Annotated in this window: 11 protein-coding genes and 3 pseudogenes; 9 read left to right on the top strand and 5 right to left on the bottom strand. The window is 63.6% G+C overall.

The features are described from left to right. The first annotated feature begins 6 nt into the window (after positions 1-6). The 8 genes and pseudogenes from tssB (at position 7) to ACRQ5J_RS21025 (ending at position 8,931) form a co-directional block, all read left to right on the top strand. A complete protein-coding gene (gene tssB / locus ACRQ5J_RS21060) occupies positions 7-507 on the top strand; it encodes a type VI secretion system contractile sheath small subunit (protein ID WP_432379509.1) in 501 nt (166 codons plus the stop codon). Position 508: 1 nt separating this feature from the next. After that, on the top strand, positions 509-1,993 hold the full coding sequence (gene tssC, locus ACRQ5J_RS21055) for a type VI secretion system contractile sheath large subunit (RefSeq protein WP_432379507.1): 1,485 nt from the start codon (positions 509-511) through the stop codon (positions 1,991-1,993). A gap of 28 nt (positions 1,994-2,021) precedes the next feature. Then, positions 2,022-2,514 (top strand): annotated as a pseudogene (locus ACRQ5J_RS21050) (Hcp family type VI secretion system effector). A 95-nt stretch (positions 2,515-2,609) separates the two neighbouring features. Next, a complete protein-coding gene (gene tssE / locus ACRQ5J_RS21045; protein ID WP_432379505.1) occupies positions 2,610-2,942 on the top strand; it encodes a type VI secretion system baseplate subunit TssE in 333 nt (110 codons plus the stop codon). Between the two features lie 1,250 nt (positions 2,943-4,192). Further along, positions 4,193-5,577: pseudogene (locus ACRQ5J_RS21040) on the top strand (AAA family ATPase); the annotation flags it as partial. Positions 5,578-5,586: 9 nt separating this feature from the next. Then, positions 5,587-6,444, top strand: coding sequence for a type VI secretion system protein TssA (tssA, locus tag ACRQ5J_RS21035; protein WP_432379503.1), 858 nt, complete (start codon positions 5,587-5,589; stop codon positions 6,442-6,444). Between the two features lie 102 nt (positions 6,445-6,546). Further along, positions 6,547-8,280, top strand: coding sequence for a methyl-accepting chemotaxis protein (locus ACRQ5J_RS21030; protein ID WP_432379501.1), 1,734 nt, complete (start codon positions 6,547-6,549; stop codon positions 8,278-8,280). 21 nt (positions 8,281-8,301) lie between these two features. Further along, the gene (locus tag ACRQ5J_RS21025; protein WP_432379499.1) at positions 8,302-8,931 is read left to right on the top strand and encodes a tRNA-uridine aminocarboxypropyltransferase; all 630 of its coding nucleotides are present in this window, start codon (positions 8,302-8,304) and stop codon (positions 8,929-8,931) included. Here ACRQ5J_RS21025 and ACRQ5J_RS21020 read toward each other — a convergent pair. The 3 genes and pseudogenes from ACRQ5J_RS21020 to ACRQ5J_RS21010 all read right to left on the bottom strand — a co-directional run bounded on the left by ACRQ5J_RS21020 (position 8,915) and on the right by ACRQ5J_RS21010 (position 14,218). Continuing rightward, positions 8,915-11,784: pseudogene (locus ACRQ5J_RS21020) on the bottom strand (Hsp70 family protein). The gene ACRQ5J_RS21025 and the pseudogene ACRQ5J_RS21020 overlap by 17 nt on opposite strands. A gap of 2 nt (positions 11,785-11,786) precedes the next feature. Continuing rightward, positions 11,787-13,634: an Hsp70 family protein gene (locus ACRQ5J_RS21015; RefSeq protein ID WP_432379497.1), complete on the bottom strand. Its 1,848-nt coding sequence runs from the start codon at positions 13,632-13,634 to the stop codon at positions 11,787-11,789. Beyond that, on the bottom strand, positions 13,631-14,218 hold the full coding sequence (locus tag ACRQ5J_RS21010) for a DUF2760 domain-containing protein (protein ID WP_432379495.1): 588 nt from the start codon (positions 14,216-14,218) through the stop codon (positions 13,631-13,633). The genes ACRQ5J_RS21015 and ACRQ5J_RS21010 overlap by 4 nt, the downstream gene beginning before the upstream one ends. A gap of 172 nt (positions 14,219-14,390) precedes the next feature. Here ACRQ5J_RS21010 and ACRQ5J_RS21005 point away from each other — a divergent pair, with 172 nt between their 5' ends. Further along, complete coding sequence (locus tag ACRQ5J_RS21005; RefSeq protein ID WP_432379493.1) at positions 14,391-15,548, top strand: PA0069 family radical SAM protein; 1,158 nt, start codon at positions 14,391-14,393, stop codon at positions 15,546-15,548. Here the strand turns inward: ACRQ5J_RS21005 and ACRQ5J_RS21000 are convergent. After that, on the bottom strand, positions 15,540-16,109 hold the full coding sequence (locus tag ACRQ5J_RS21000) for a gamma-glutamylcyclotransferase (protein WP_432379491.1): 570 nt from the start codon (positions 16,107-16,109) through the stop codon (positions 15,540-15,542). The two genes, ACRQ5J_RS21005 and ACRQ5J_RS21000, sit on opposite strands and share 9 nt — an antisense overlap. A 32-nt stretch (positions 16,110-16,141) precedes the next feature. Then, positions 16,142-16,705 carry an NAD(P)H-dependent oxidoreductase gene (locus tag ACRQ5J_RS20995; protein ID WP_432379489.1) on the bottom strand — a complete coding sequence of 188 codons (564 nt, stop codon included), beginning with the start codon at positions 16,703-16,705 and terminating at the stop codon, positions 16,142-16,144. Positions 16,706-16,789: the final 84 nt, after the last annotated feature.

The raw sequence follows: 16,789 nt of genomic DNA, 5'->3' as shown, positions 1-16,789 counted from the left end.
GCTTGTATGGCTAACGGTGACAGCATTCAGAAGCGCCTGACCAAGGTGCGCCCGCCACGTGTGCAGATGACCTATGACGTGGAGATTGGCGACGCAATGGAAAACAAGGAGCTGCCTTTCGTGGTGGGCGTGATCGGTGATTTCGGCGGCAATTCGGATGTGGAAAAAAAACGCCTGAAGGACCGCAAGTTCGTCAGCATCGACAGCGACAATTTCGACGAGGTGCTGGGCGGCGTGGAGCCGGTGGCGCGCTTCCAGGTGCCAAATCAGCTCAAGGACGACGACACCAGCTTCAATGTCGAATTGCGCTTCAAGTCGATGGATGATTTTCGCCCGGAGTCGGTGGTGCGACAGGTGCCACCACTGGCGCAGTTGCTGGAGGCGCGCGGCAAGCTGGCGGATCTGCGCAACAAGCTGGCGGGAAACGACAAGCTGGAGGACATCCTCAGCGAGGTGCTACAGAACACCGACAAGCTGGCCAGCATCCAGGCCGGAAAGGGAGAGTGACATGTCGGCACAACTGAACCCGATGGCGCAAACCGGGATGGTGGAGGCCGAGAGCTTGCTGGACCAGATCGTCGAGCAAAGCAAAGTGGCCAAATCCAGCGTGGAGCACGAGCGCGCCAAGGACATCATCACGGAACTGGTGAATCAGGTGTTGGAGGGGACTGTGGTGGTGTCCAACAACCTGTCTGCCACTATCGATGCGCGCGTTGCGGAGCTGGACCGGCTGATCTCCACGCAGCTGAGCGCCATCATGCACGCACCCGCCTTCCAGAAGCTGGAGCAAAGCTGGACCGGCCTGCATTACCTTGTGAAGAATTCCGCCAGCGGCCAGGGACTGAAGATCCGCATGCTCAATGCGACCAAACGCGAACTGGTGAAGGATTTCCAGTCCGCGCTGGAATTCGACCAGAGTACGATGTTCAAGAAAATCTATGAGGAGGAATTCGGTACCTTCGGCGGCGCGCCGTATGCCGCGCTGCTGGGCGATTTTGAAATCTCGCGCCAGCCGGAGGATATGTATTTCATCGAGCAGATGTCGCACGTGGCCGCAGCCTCGCACGCGCCGTTCATCGCCGCCGCCGCGCCGGAACTGTTCGGGCTTGACAGCCATGGCGACCTGGCCAAGCCGCGCGACCTGTCGAAAGTATTCGATACCGTGGAATACGCCAAGTGGAAGGCCTTCCGCGAATCCGAAGACGCGCGCTATGTTGGCCTGACGCTGCCGCGTTTCCTCGGCCGCCTGCCATTCAATCCGGTGGACGGCACCACGGTGGAAGGCTTCAACTTTGTCGAAGAGGTAGATGGCAGCGACCACCAGAAATACCTGTGGTGTAACGCCGCTTACGCCTTTGGCGCCAAGCTGACCAAGGCCTTCGACGATTTTGGCTGGTGCGCGGCGATCCGTGGCGTGGAGGGCGGCGGCCTGGTGGACGACCTGCCCACTCATACCTTCAAGACCGGCGAGGGCGAGGTGGCGCTGAAGTGCCCCACCGAAGTGGCCATTACCGACCGGCGCGAGAAGGAGCTGAGCGACCTCGGTTTCATCTCGCTGGTTCACTGCAAGAACACTGCCTATGCGGCTTTCTTCGGCGCGCAGTCGGCGCAAAAGGCGAAGAAATACACCAGCGATGCCGCGAACGCCAACGCCGTGCTGTCGTCGCAGCTGCAATACATCTTCGCGGTGTCGCGCATCGCACATTACATGAAGGCCATGATGCGCGACAAGGTGGGCAGCTTTGCCTCCGCGTCCAGCGTGGAAGACTTCCTCAACCGCTGGCTGATGAAGTATGTGCTGCTGGACGATAACGCCAGCCAGGAGCAAAAGGCGCAGTTCCCGCTACGCGAGGCATCGGTGCAGGTGCATGAAGTCGCCGGCCGGCCCGGCGTGTACCGCGCGGTGTCCTTCCTGCGTCCGCACTTCCAGCTGGATGAATTGTCCGTTTCACTCCGTCTGGTCGCGGAGCTGCCGCAATCGACCAATTACTGATCCCCCAACAAACCAAGAGGAGCATGCAATGGCAATCGACGTATATCTGTACATTGATGGCATCAAGGGCGAATCCAACGATGACCGCCACAAGGACTGGATCGAATGCAAATCGGTCAGCTTCGGCGTGGAGCAGCCCAAGTCCGCCACCGCTTCCACCAGCGGCGGCCACACGGCCGAGCGCTGCGAACACCGCGACATTGTGATCTCCAAACTCGCCGATCTGGCTTCGCCCATCCTGCTGCAAACCTGCTCGGCCGGCCGCACCATCCCCAAGGCCAAGTTTGAGTTCATGCGCGCGGACGCCCAGGGCGAGCGCGTGAAGTACTACGAGATCGAAATCGAGAATGTGCTCATCGGCGCCGTCTCGCCGGCAGTGGAGGAGGGCGACATCCTGACCGAGGACGTGGCGTTCAAATTCTCCAAAATCAAATGGAAGTACACGCAGCAGAAAATCAGTGGTGGCGCCGGCGGCAACTGCTTCCGGTGGCTGGGACCTCTCCACCAACCGCATTGTTTAAGCACTCCCCCAGCGCCGGCGACATGTACCGTGAGTACCGTTGCTGCGCGCGTTTCGGCCAGGCCGGCAGGCCTGGCTTCTTTTCGAAAGCATGCGATGAACGGCTTCACTCCCGGCCTGCTGGACCGGCTGCTAGGCATTCACGAGCGCCCGATGTCGATGGAACAGTACAAGGACAGCGTGGCGCGCGATCTTGAGGACCTGCTCAACACCCGCTGCGCGCTACCGGAGGAGCTGATGCGCGCCTATCCCGAATGCGCCCGCTCCATCGCCAACTACGGCCTGACCGACTTCGCCGGCATGTGCCTGAGCAGCGCGGACGACCGCGCGCGCATATGCGCCGCGCTCAAGGCGGCGATAGAGCGTCATGAGCCGCGCCTGCGCAATGTAAATGCGCAGCGCGGGCGGGCAAAACAGGCGTCGATATAAAGCCAAACGCTTACCGTGCCGCGGTTAGCCCGGGCTCATCGCCGCAGAAGCGTGAAACGGCGGGTAATAACCATCGCATTACCTGAGGGAATGGCCAGCATGTGAGCTCCCCTGTGTTCCCAAATCAGCAAGTCAAACATAAACTGACAATGGCCCACCACCACAAACACCATTAGCCATCACAAACACAAAGAACTGCTTCAAAGTCTAGAAGAACCAAAGATATCTGCCTTTTCTATCATACCACTAATCTGAATATCCCGTTTCCACATTAGACATCATCTACCATCAATCCTGAACCATAAGATGAATACACATCACAAAGAAGTCAATAAATCCCACCAGCATGTCTACTAGATATTTCCTTTTCTGCTTCTCAGAATGTCTAGCTAATGTCTAATCTCCTTTTCCTCTGTAAGAACACAAATCACAAAGCCCATGTCTACTAAAGCAAATACCTCTCCAGAAATATCAGAAACCTGGACTGCTTCCTTTGCCTCCTGTGTCCTCCCTTCTCATCAGCCAGCTATTTTCTGATGGGCAGCTCCTGCCACATGGACTCCACAGAAACAGGCATATCCTGGTCCCCTGAGAACAAAGCACTCTTATCAGCTTTGCTGGCTCTTCAGTGAACTCCTGCTCAGCCATGTAACCTGGCTATGAGCCCACTTCAATCTCTGTGAAAGCAGAAGCCCAACCACAAAAAAGAAATCCTCAAACAGCTAATGTTCTTCTTCACTTCATATAAATGAACTCAAACTCTTCTCCCAAGCAAACAAATGGCTTTCTTTCAACAACAATAAACACATACATATACTGGATATTCACATCTCTTCATAAAAATGAAGCATGCTGAACATGAAGCTTATTTCTGAAACCAGCATGGCACTGTTTGAAATGTGAATTCAAACAGCACCCCTTGTTTGTATCTGGGAAATACACTCATCATTGGCAAGATCATCTCTTCTCAGTGAAACCACATCCCTCAGCCTGCCATTCCCATTGCATTCAGCTGACTTCACTCATTCTATCAAAGCAAATATCATATTCATTTGATATGTCTGCTTCACTATAAGAACGAAACACAAACAACAAACAAAAAAGATTCTTCAACACAACAAACATTCAACACATCAAATGAAGAATGAATAGTTTGTATCAACAGAAACATTTACTTCCATATTCTGCTGAACGAACCATCCAGCGCGCGGCGAGCAATAAACCGGAAGCCAGGCCATATCATGGTGGTGCTCAGCGGGCGGCAGCTGCCGGACAAAGCTGTGAGCGTGCTGGATACTGCCTGCGCGCGCGTGGCGCTGGCTCAAAGCGGCACACCGGCGCAATTGGAAGACACTACCAGGCAGATGGAACGCTGCGCTGCCGAAATCGACGCCTTGCAGCGCGAGGAGGATGGCCCCCAGCTGCGCCAGCGCCTGCTGCACCTGCAGGCCAGTCACGCGGCCTATGCGGAAGAGCAGACGCTGCTCACCGAACGCTGGCAGCGGGAACAGTCGATCGTCGCCGCCATCGTGCGTCAACGGAACGAGGACGGCGGCACGGCCGGAGTGCGCGCGCTGAAGGAAGAGCTGGCGGTGCTGCAAGGCGAAACGCCAATGGTACCGGTGGAGGTGGATGGCGCTATCGTCGCCGGCATCGTCGCCGGCTGGACCGGCATCCCGCTTGGGAAGATGGTCAGGGACGAGATCCGCACGGTGCTCGCGCTCGACGAAACGCTGCGGACGCGCATCCTCGGCCAGCCGCATGCGATAGCCGCCGTGGCGCAGCGAGTGCGAACCGCCCGCGCCAATCTCGATGATCCCAACAAGCCGAAGGGCGTGTTCCTGTTTGTCGGCCCGTCCGGCGTGGGCAAGACCGAGACCGCGCTGGCGCTGGCGGATGTGCTGTATGGCGGCGAGCGAAAACTCATCACCATCAACATGAGCGAGTATCAGGAGGCGCACAGCGTCTCCGCCCTCAAAGGCTCGCCCCCGGCTACGTGGGCTACGGCCAGGGCGGCGTGCTGACCGAAGCCGTGCGCCGCCAGCCTTACAGCGTGGTGCTGCTGGACGAAATCGAAAAAGCGCACCCGGACGTGCTGGAACTGTTCTTCCAGGTGTTCGACAAGGGCGTTATGGATGATGCCGAAGGCCGCGAGATCGACTTCCGCAACACCATCATCATCGCCACCGCCAATGCCGGCTCGGCGACCATCATGCAGGCATGCCTGAACAACGAAACGCCTCCGGCGCCGGAGCAGCTGGAAGAACTGCTGCGCCCCCAATTGGTCAGGCACTTCAAGCCGGCCTTCCTCGGCCGCGTGAAAGTGGTGCCGTACTACCCGATTGCGGATGCGGTGCTGAAGGAGATTATCGCGCTCAAGCTGGCGCGCATCGGCCAGCGCATCCGCGAACAACATCAAGCGGAGTTCAGCTACGAACCGCCGCTGCTCGATGCGGTGCTTGCGCGTTGCACCGAAGTCGATTCAGGCGCGCGCAATGTGGACCATATCCTCAATGGCACGCTGTTGCCGGAAATCGCCCAGGCGGTGCTGGAGAAGATGGCGCAGGAGCAGGTCATCACGCGCATCAGGGCCGGCGCCACCAGCAAGGGACTGTTCAAATACACCGTCAAATAGGAGGCGCCGATGTTCAACGTAGCGCAACTGCTGCAACCTGTCAGCGCCGAGCGGCGCTGCGGCGAAGACCTGTCCTTTAGCAGCGAAGTCGACGCCATCGCCCAGGCGCGCCAGCACGACGACCCGACCCTTGACCAGGGCGAATGGGCCAGCGCATTAAAGGAAGCCGATTGGCTGTTCGTCGCCGGCCGCTGCGCCGACATGATCGCCACGCGCAGCAAGGATTTGCGCCTGGCCGCGTGGCTGGCCGAAGCCCTGGCGCGCACGCGCGGCCTGCGCGGCCTGGGGGATGGTTACGCCGTGCTGGCCGGATTGTGCGAACAATACTGGAGCGATTTGTATCCTTTGGTCGATAACGGCGACTGCGATCAGCGCATCGGCAACCTGTTCTGGCTACTGGCGCGCACGCCGCTGCTGGTGCGCGAGTGCGCCGCGCAAGCGCCCTCGCAGGCCGACGCTGAATACTGTCTCTCGATGCTGCTGGCGCTGGAGCGCGTGGTAGATACGCAACTCGGCGCCGACGGTCCCGGCTTCAGCGCCGCCCGCGAAGCACTGCAATCCGTGGTGCGCGATCTGGCGCCGTATGGCGATGCGCTTGCCATGTCTGGCGATACTGCCACTATTGGTAACGCGGCCATAGTGTTGACAGGTAATTTTCAAAGCCGCGCCCAGGCGTTGCAACAGCTGCGGCTGGTGGCCGAGTTCTTCCGCCGTACCGAGCCGCACAGTCCGGTGGCCTATCTGGCCGAGCGCGCGGCAAGCTGGGGCGAGATGCCATTGCACGTGTGGCTGCGAGCCGTCATCAAGGACCCCGGCGCGATTGCCGGGGTAGAGGAGTTGCTCGGCGCCACCCCCGGCTTGGAATAATGCTGCACCGCAATGCAGAAAGTTTCTTTTATGCCACAGCTTCCGGATGGATTAGTGCTACGATGAACTAGACAATCCAGACTTTTAGCTAGGGAGTCAGCCATGAACAATCTCAAGATCGGTACCCGCCTCGGCTTCGGTTTCTCGCTTATTTTGTTACTGCTGGTTGTGATGACCACCATTGGCATACTGCGTTTAAGCAGCGCCAGCAGCAAGACGGACGAGATGATCAACGTCAAGGTGCGCGACGAGCGCCTGACCGCCGAATGGGGCAAGATTATCGAGGTAAACGCCGCGCGCACCACCGGCGCGTTCATGGTGCGCGATCCGGCCGACCAGAAAAAGCTGGAAGCGCTGATGGCGGAATCGTCCGGCCGCGCCACGCAAATCCAGGACCAGATCGGCGCCAACTTGCAGGCGGAGGAACTGAAGCCGCTGTTCAAGCAGGTGCTCGATACGCGCAAGGCCTACACCGATTTCCGCAAGACCGTTTTCGCCGCCAAGAACGCCGGTAACCTGGATGCCGCCGCCAAAATCTATGAGGGCGAAATGACCCAGAGCCGCATTGCCTACCTGGCCGCGCTGAAGAGCTTCGCCGACCGGCAGGCGGCCTTGCTGGACCAGGCGGCGATCGAAATCCAGCAGCAGTACCAGAGCGGGCGCACGCTGCTGGTCATGCTGGGCCTTGCCGCGATTGTGCTGGGCGTGACCGCGGCATGGTGGATTACCCGCACCATCACGCAGCCGATCAACGAGGCGGTAAAAGTGGCGGAGACGGTATCGTCCGGCGACCTGACCAGCGACATTCAGGTCAACAGCAACGACGAAACCGGCCAGTTGATGAATGCACTGAAGACCATGAACAGCAATCTGGTGAACATCGTCGGCCAGGTGCGCAACGGCACCGAGTTGATCGCCACCGCGTCGACGCAGATCGCCGCCGGCAACCAGGACCTGTCGTCGCGCACCGAGGAGCAAGCCAGCTCGCTGGAGGAAACCGCATCCTCGATGGAGGAGCTGACGTCCACCGTGCGCTTTAACGCTGAGAATGCGCGCCAGGCCAATGAGCTGGCGATCAGTGCGTCTGAAATCGCCAGCCGTGGCGGTTCTGTGGTGGGCGAGGTGGTCAACACCATGGGCTCGATCAACGATTCGTCGCGCAAGATCGTCGACATTATTTCGGTCATCGACGGTATCGCTTTCCAGACCAATATCCTGGCGCTGAATGCGGCGGTGGAAGCGGCGCGCGCCGGTGAGCAGGGCCGCGGCTTCGCTGTGGTGGCGTCGGAAGTGCGTAACCTGGCGCAGCGTTCCGCCTCGGCAGCCAAGGATATCAAGGGCCTGATCGACGACTCGGTGCAGAAAGTGCAAATCGGTTCCGAATTGGTGGACAAGGCCGGGCAGACGATGGAGGAAATCGTCCAGAGCATCAGCCGCGTTACACAGATCATGACGCAGATTAGCAATGCCAGCGAAGAGCAGAGCCAGGGCATCGCCCAAGTGAATGACGCCATCACGCAGATGGACCAGGTGACGCAGCAGAACGCGGCGCTGGTCGAGCAAGCGGCTGCCGCTGCGGAATCGATGCAGGAGCAGTCGGCCAAGCTGGCGGACGTGGTCAGCGTATTCAAGCTCGATGCCGCGTATTCGCCGCCGGCCCTGCCGCGCGCGCCAGCCAGAACGGCATCGCTGCCGCGCCGTACCGCCCTGGCGGTGGCATCCAGGCCCGCAGCCGCCCCGACACCGGCTCCGGCCCCGGCCCCGGCCCCGGCCTCCTCGCCGGCCGCCAAGCGCAAGCCCGTCACTGCCAGCGAAGGTGACTGGGAAGAGTTCTAAGCCACTGTAGAATGGCGGCCTATGACTACCGCCAGCTTCTCCGAAACCCCGACGCGGCGCGCCCTGTGCGCCGCCTGCCTGCGCCCCCGGCAGACCTGCATCTGCCGCTGGGTGACGGCCATGCCCAATCAGGTCGAAGTCCTGGTTCTTCAGCACCCGATGGAGGTCGCTAACGCCAAGGGCAGCGCGCGCCTGCTGCATCTGAGCCTGGCCAACAGCCGCCTGGAAGTGGGCGAGAGGTTCGCTCCGGCGCAGCTGGAATCGATGCTGTCGCCGGAGCGCCGCAACGTGCTGCTGTATCCCGCCACGGAAGACGCTTCGCTCGGCCTGGCGAAACCACAGCCGTTCGATCCGGCGTGGCTGCAACAGCCGCTGCGGCTGGTGGTGCTGGATGGCACCTGGCGCAAGAGCCGCAAGATGCTGTACCTGAATCCACCGCTGCAATCGCTGCCGCGCATGCCGCTGCGTGAAACGCCGCCGTCGCACTACCTGATCCGCAAGGCGCACTTGCCCGACCAGCTATCCACGCTGGAGGCCACGGTCTACGCACTGGCGCAGCTGGAAAACGATATAAACAAATACAAGCCGCTGATCGACGCCTTCGATGGCTTTGTCGCCCAGCAGGCCGGCTACGTCACGAAATCAGCTTGAGGCCCGGCGGCAGGGCGTCGCCCAGCATGCGCTTTTCGTCGGCCAGGTCGAGCTGCACCACGTCGCGCACCATGGCGCTCCAGTTGGCCGGCGCGCCGACAGCGCTCAGGCGGCGCAGCACGTGGGCGCGCAGCGTGTCGTTGATGTCGCGCGAGCGGTCGCCGGTCATGCGCGCCAGATGGGACGCGGCAAAGCCGGCCGGCTCCACTTTTTCCAGTCCAGCTGCAATACCGCGTCCAGCCATTGTTCGACGACGGCGGTTTCCACCACATCGTGCGCGCTGCCGTGGAACGGCTGGCGCGCGCCGACGCGGCTCAGGCCCCACAGGAAGCGGCCTTGCGTGGCCTCGGCCCGGGCCAGGTCGGCGGCGCCGGTGCGGGTTTTGTTGGCGGCGGCCCTGGCGGCGGACTTGCTCGCCTTTTGCAGCTGATCGAGCATCCATGCGCCGATTTCGGCCTTGTAGTTGCCCGGGATCCGTTCAAGCGAAGCGCCGAGGCGCAGCATGTCTTCTTCGGCACCGTTGACCAGCGTGACCGGCCGGCGCCCGCGTTCGGCAGCATCGGCCTGCACGTTGAAGGCGAAATCGTCCAGCAGGCGCAGTTGGGCGTCCACGCTCAAGCCGCCGGAGACGCGGCGCCACATGGTCCACCATTCGGCGCAGACCTGGCTGTCCTTGTGATTCTGTGCGCCGGTTTCAAACAACGTCCACAGCTGCTCGATGCGCCATTCGTCGAGTGTGTGGCCGAAGCCGGGACGCAGGCAGTAGCCGCTCAGATTGAGCCATGCACGTTCATGTTCGACCGACCGGCGGCGGCCCTTGGCGCGCTCCATCAGCGCGTCGAACAGGCGGCGCAGCACCGGCGTGGCCCAGCTTTCGCGGCTGCCCAGCAGCTGTTCGAGCTGCGCGCGCAGTTGCCTGACTTCCTTGACGTCGACTTGCTGCGCGCGGCTGCCGAAGATGCGGTCGATCTTTTCGATGGCGGCGCCAAGGCCGGCCGGCATCTGCGCCTGATCGTCGCTCGCCGGCTCGCTGGCGGCGTCGCCGCGCAGCTGGAATTCGAGCAGCCAGCGTTGCGCGTCCTCTTTGGCGACGCAATGCACTTCCAGCGTGCCGACTTCGCTCAGCATGGCGGCCAGCAGCACCGGGATTTCCTTGAGGGCGCCGGCTGCGCCGCTGTCGCGCAGCACGGTGGCGATGGGCGGCAGCTGGATGTATTCGTCCGGCCGCAGTTCGACCAAGTCGCCCGCTTGCGGTGCGTCCGCCGTGGACGAGGCGAGGTGGAAGCGCACCGGCCGCCCGAGGCGCAGGGCGAAGGTGCGGTCGGCCAGCAGCAGCTCGCGGTTCTCGGCGGCGCCGCGCGGCAGGATGCAGACGGCGCGGCGTGGCTTGTCGGCCGGGCCGGCGTCGTCGAGCAGCAGGAAGTAGCTGCGCGCGGAGCCGCCGCCGATGACCGGCGCCTGGCCGGCCTGTCCCAGCGCATAGGCGACGCCGCCACGGGCGACCGCCACGTCCGGGTTATCGTTGTGCAGCACGCGCGGCGCTTGCTGGCGCCAGCCGGCCAGTGTGGCCTGCAGGCGGCGCGCCAGCGCATCGGCGCGGAATACGCCGCCGTTGAGCAGCAGTGTGTCCGGAATCGGGAGTGTGGTGCTGTCGGCCGCCAGGCCGAGGGCTTCGCGCATGGCGGCGGCGTGCTGGCGCAGGAAGTCCGCCAGGTGGCGGGTGATGGCGGCGTCGGCGGCGTAGGGCAGGCCGAATTCGACGATGGCGCCGCGACCGCGCCGGGCCGGCGCCTGCGTTTCGTTCAGCGGGAAGAAGCCGTCCACCACCAGCGCCGAGACTTCATCGCGCGTCAGTTCTGCGGAGCGCGAGCCGCCGATCAGTTTCGAGCCGGCGCCCAGCAGCGTGACGGTGGTGCGCTCGGGCGCGCCGGCCGCCAGCAGCAGTTCCTTCGCCGCCCGGCAGCGCTCCGCCAGTTGCGACAGCCGGCTGGCTGAAAGCTTGGCTACCGGCTGCGCCGCGCCCGGCGCGTTGCCGCTCAGGCGCGACTCGACCAGGTGGGCGAGGGCAAGGTCCATATTGTCCCCGCCGAGGATCAGGTGATTGCCGACGCCTATGCGGCTGATCGTCGGCTGGCCTTCGTCGCCGCCCTCGACCTTCATCAGGCTGAAGTCCGTGGTGCCGCCGCCGACGTCGCACACCAGCACCAAGCGAGTGTCCGCCAGCTCCTGCGCCAGCGACGCGCGCTGGCGGAACAACCAGTCGTAAAACGCCGCCTGCGGCTCCTCCAGCAATCGCAAGGACGGCAAGCCCGCCATGCGCGCCGCTTCCAGCGTCAACGCACGTGCGCCTTCATCGAACGAGGCGGGAATGGTCAGAACAATCTGCTGCCGATGCAGCGGATGTGCCGGAAAGCGCGCGTCCCAGGCGCTGCGCAAATGCGCCAGGTACGACGCGCTGGCCGCCACCGGCGACACCTTCGGCACCTCGGCCTGCGCGCCCCACGGCAGGATGGGCGCCATGCGGTCCACCTGCGGATGCGACAGCCAGCTCTTGGCACTGGCCACCAGCCGTCCCGGCACCTGCGCGCCAAGCTGGCGCGCCAGCCGTCCGACCACCACCTGCGACAGGCCCGCCACGTCGTCCGCCCGCCATGGCAGTTGCAGTTCGCCGTCCGCCAGCTCGCCGGCGGCAGGGTGATAGCGCAAGGACGGCAGCAACGCCGCAGCACCAACCTCGCCGGGCGCCGTCAACTGATCGATCTCGAACAACTGAATCTGCGTACTGCCGGCTTCCGCAAAGGCCATCACCGTATTGGTGGTGCCTAGGTCGATACTGACGACGTATTTACTCATGCTCAGGAAGCGGAACGAACGTCAAACTCCACCTTCCAGCGCTGGCCGTCGCTGGCCACTGCCGCCAGTTCCAGCGTGCCGGATTCGGTCGCCATCGCATGCAGCCGCACCTGCACCACGTCGCCGGCCTGACGGCCTTCCGGCGACAGGTTGGCCTGAATCTCGTTCATCTCGATCAGTTCATCGGCGCCCCAGAAGTCCAGCAGGTCGCCGATCTGGTCCTGGCGGCGCACCGAGGAACCGAAGAAGCGGAACTGCACCGGCTCACCGACCACCAGGCCAAACTCCTTGTTCGGCAATTCGATCTCGCTGCCTTCCTCCATGCCGAACGGCGCCACGCACAGCGCCTGAATCGGCGGCTCCATGCCGGGAATCGCCGGCATCGCCGACTCGATCGCCACGTAGTAGGAACGCGCCGTGCCGCCGCGAATGCGCACGCCGCTGCCGCGACGCACGTAGCTGTAGTAAGCGGCGCCGCGCGCCACCGCCAGATCGAGATCGGCGCCGCCCAGCATGCGCGCCGGCTCCGCGCCTTCCATGTACAGCCAGTCGTTGATGGTGCCCATGATGCGCTGGGCCAGCAGGTCCGACTTGAACACGCCGCCGTTGAACAGCACCGCGGTCGGATGCAGGAAAGTCGCCTCGGCGCTTTGCTTGCCGGCGTAGCCTTCCAGCTCCGCCGTGGCGCCAAGCTGGCGCGCCAGGAACGCCGCCAGATGGCGCGTGATGCCGGCGTCCTGCGCATACGGCAGGCCAAGCTGCGTCAGGCCGGCGCGCGTGCGCACGGCGGGACGCGCCGACGCGTCCACCTGCGGGAAGAAGCCGTCGAGGATGAAGGCCGATACCTCTTCGCGCGTCAATTCGGTGCGGATCGATCCGCCGATCAGCTTCGAGCCACGGCTGGGCACGACGATAGGCCAGGTGGCCACGGTCGCATCGGCCAGCAGTTTTTCCTTGGCGGTGCGGCAGCCGTAGGTCAGCGCGCGCATCTGCCAGGCGTCGAGTTGCGTGCCGTTGGCGGCCAGCTTGCGCGCCACCAGGTGCGCCAGCGCCAGGTCCATATTGTCGCCGCCGAGCAGGATGTGGTCGCCCACGGCGATGCGGTGCGGTTCCAGCACGCCGTCGCGTTCCAGCACGGCGATCAGCGAGAAGTCGCTGGTGCCGCCGCCGACGTCGACCACCAGGATGATGTCGCCCGGCTTGACTTCCTTGCGCCAGCGGCCTTCGCTGCCCTGGATCCAGCTATACAGCGCCGCCTGCGGCTCTTCCAGCAGCGTCAGGTTGGTGTAGCCGGCCGCGCGGGCCGCGTCGGCCGTCAGTTCACGCGCGCCCGGATCGAACGACGCCGGTATCGTCACCGTCACCGCCTGCTCGCCGAACGGCGCCTCAGGGTGCGCCTGCTCCCACGCCTTACGCAGGTGGCTCAGGTAGCGTGTCGATGCTTCCAGCGGCGACACGCGCGTGACTTCTTCCGGCGCGTCGTTCGGCAGCAGCGCCGAGCGGCGGTCGACGCCGGGATGGCTCAACCAGCTCTTGGCGCTCGACACCAGGCGGATCGGCGTGGTGGCGCCACGGCTGCGCGCCATCTCGCCGGCCACGCCGGCTTGTTCTTCAGCGCTTTGCTGCCACGGCAGCTTGTTCTCGCCGGGCGCCAGCTCGTCGGCGTGCGGCAGGTAGAGGAAGGACGGCAGCAACGGCAGTTCTTCGATGGTGCCCGGCGCGGTCAGCTGCGGAATCGCCAGCACGCCGTGCTGGGTTTTCTCGCCGTCGCTGGCTTGCAGGTTCACATACGACAGCGCGCTGTGCGTGGTGCCGAGGTCGATGCCGATGGCGTAGCGTGGATCGCTCATAGTTCCACCTCCGCCGGCGCCAGGATGGACGCGTCATGCGCTTCCGCCAGTTTCGGCAGGCGCACGTCGGCCGAGCGCCAGCCGCGGTGGCTCAGCGTGCCTTTGAACGGCGCCTTGCCGACCACGTTGCCGGTCAGGCGCACGGCGGCGGCGTCGAAGCCTGCCGGCAGTTCGACCCGGCTGCCTTCCGCTTCGCTGCGGACCGGCTCGATGGTGAAGTGCTCTTTCAGCACCTTGGCGCAGCCTTCGTGCACCACGCGCGCGGCGGCGCCGATGTCGGCGTCGGAATAGGCGCTCAGGTTTTCCTGGGTGAAGTCGATCAGGCGCGCCTCGCGCTGGAACAGCGACAGCAGTTGCAGCGCGGCGTCCGGCGTGGCCACGCGCAGCGTTACCGGCGCTGGGGCAGGGGCCGGCGCCGGCGCCGGGGCGGGCGGCGCGACCGGCGCCGCCGCTGGTTGCGGCGCATCGTCGATGCGCGTCAGGCGCGCGGCGTAGTCAGCGTCGGACAGGGCGCGGAAGAAGGCGCCGATGGCGATCGAAATCCGGCTGAAGAAAGACGGCAGGGGTTGGCTCGAATGGTTCATATTATTACTCACTGTGAGGTTGCCGAACGCTGCGCTGCGCGCGCGCTGGGGCGAAGCCCGGCATGATACCAGCTTGCCCCGGCGCTCCCCAAGAACGCACGCGGATTTCGCTTGAATTGGCGGCGCGCAGCGCTAGAATACTGTATATGTATACAGTATTTAGAGCGATGCCATGGGCCACGATGAAAATAAGCAGGAACAAGTGATGTTGCCGCCGCCTTCGCTGAAGGCGCGCAAGGGGCGTGGCGCCGTCTCGAACCTGCAGGGGCGCTACGAACTCAACGTCCGCGAAGCTTATGACGACGGCTGGCAGCGCGAGGAAGAGGAGGAACTGCCATGGAAAACCCAGGTCACCGAGGAAATATGCAAGTCCATCCTCAGCCGCAACGCCTCGCCGGACTTGCCGTTCAGCGTCTCGCTCAATCCGTATCGCGGCTGCGAGCATGGCTGTATTTACTGCTTTGCGCGGCCCACCCACAGCTATCTCGGTTTATCGCCCGGCATGGACTTCGAGAGCACGATCTTCGCCAAGGTCAACGCGCCGGAGATGCTGCGCCGCGAACTGGCCAGGCCGGGCTACCAGCCGGAATCGATCGCGCTGGGCGTCAACACGGACGCCTACCAGCCGTGCGAGCGCGAGTACAAGCTCACGCGCCGCGTGCTGGAAGTGCTGCACGAGTGCCAACATCCGGTCGGCCTGATCACCAAGAATTCGCTGATCGAGCGCGACATCGACATCCTGGCGCCGATGGCGGCCAGGCGGCAGGCGGGCGTCGCCATTACGCTGACCACGCTGGACCCGGCCATCGCCCGCACGCTGGAGCCGCGCGCGGCCGCCCCCGCGCGCCGCCTGCGCACCATCCGCACGCTGACGGACGCCGGTATTCCGGTGGCGGTCAGCATCGCGCCCATCATTCCCTTCATTACCGAGCCGGACATCGAGCGGATACTGGAAGCGGTCAAGGAGGCCGGCGCCGTCAGCGCGCACTACACCGTGCTGCGCTTGCCGTGGGAGGTGGCGCCGCTGTTCAAGCAATGGCTGGAAGCGCATTTCCCCGAGCGGGCGCAGCGGGTGATGAACCGTGTGCGTGAAATGCGCGGCGGCAAGGACTATGACAGCAACTTCGACACGCGCATGAAAGGCGAGGGCGTGTGGGCCGAGCTGATACGCCAGCGCGTCAAAATTGCCTCGGAGCGCCTGGGCTTGAGCGGGCAGGGCAGTCGCTTTCACCGCATGGACGCGTCGCAGTTCACGCGGCCGCTGGTGGTGCCGCCGTTGGGCGCGCGCGCCAAGGCCGCAGCCGACGCCGGGCAGCTGGACTTATTTTGAATGCAGCGCGGCCAGGTGGCGCTCGATCTCGAACACGTGCTGGTCGTGCCGGCCCAGCTGGCGCAGCGCGCTGGCCAGGTGGTTGAGGTAATCGCTGTTCGGGCCGCTGGGGCCGGCGGAGCGGGCGATGTGGGCGGCAATTTCCTGTTCGGAGGCGGCGCCGAGGAAGGCGGTGTTGTCCGGCGTGGCAATGTAGACCAGGCCTTCGGACTGGCCGCCGTCCTCAAAAGTGATGCGGATGGCCAGGCGCAGATAACCGTTTTTTTCGCGGTGGTCGAGGTGGGCGAACACTTCCGGCGTGATCAGGTAGGCCATGCCATGGCAGATCGCGCCGGCTTCTTCGATCAGCGTCACCACGCGGCCCGGCGCATCGGGCGTGCCGCGGTGGTCGTGCGAGCCCTGCCAGAAACGCCGCGTCCAGCCTTCGATGCTGGCCGGGCGGCGTTGCAGGTAGGGAAAGTCCGCCTTGTAGATCAGGGAGCCGTAGCCAAACAGCCAAACGCTGTGGTGGCCGTCAAACTTGTCCATCAGTTGGTTGATGGCGGTGGTATTCGCAGTCATGCCGCCATTATAAAACAGCGGTAGCGCTAACATCAGGCCGCGTGGTTTAGCCCCGTGATTTGTTGCAGATCTGCCAGTGTGCGCACCACGTCCACGCGGTCGACGCCGATGAAGTCGAACGCCGCCCTGAGCTGCAGCTCATGGTTGTCCAGCAGCTCGTCTTCCGATTGCAGGCCCATGACGGCACAGCCGGACGTGACCAGCAGCAGGCGCAGGGCGGCGCGCGGGCGGCCGGCGGCGGTCTGCATTTCCAGCAGGCGGTCCAGCCACGCTTTCAGCGTCGAGGGAATGGAGAAATTGTGCATCGGCGCGCCGACCACGGCCACGTCGGCGTGCCGGAATTCCTGCAGCAGCGAAGCGCTTTGCAGCGCTTCGGCGCGCAGTTCGGCGTGCATCGGAATGTCGGCGTCCCAGCGCTGGCTGATCACCTGCAGCAGCGGGCCGCTGGCGTGCGATAGCGGGGCGGCCGCCAGGTCGCGGTAGAGGACGGTTGCCTGCGCGTCCGCCGCGGTCAGCGCGGCGACGGCCGCTGCGGTGATCTGGCGTGACGTCGAATGGTCGCCAAGGGCGCAGGAATCTATGTGCAGAATGTTCATGAATAAAGGATACACAAACAGAAACCGCTTCCACAATAGATTTATGGCAATTTCAATTTCCTAATTGAAATAAAATGTGAAAAG

The sequence above is a fragment of the Duganella sp. P38 genome, assembly GCF_050859475.1.
Taxonomy (GTDB): domain Bacteria; phylum Pseudomonadota; class Gammaproteobacteria; order Burkholderiales; family Burkholderiaceae_D; genus Rugamonas.
Note: the sequence above shows the minus strand (reverse complement) of the source record. Positions and strands in the feature narration are given on the sequence as shown.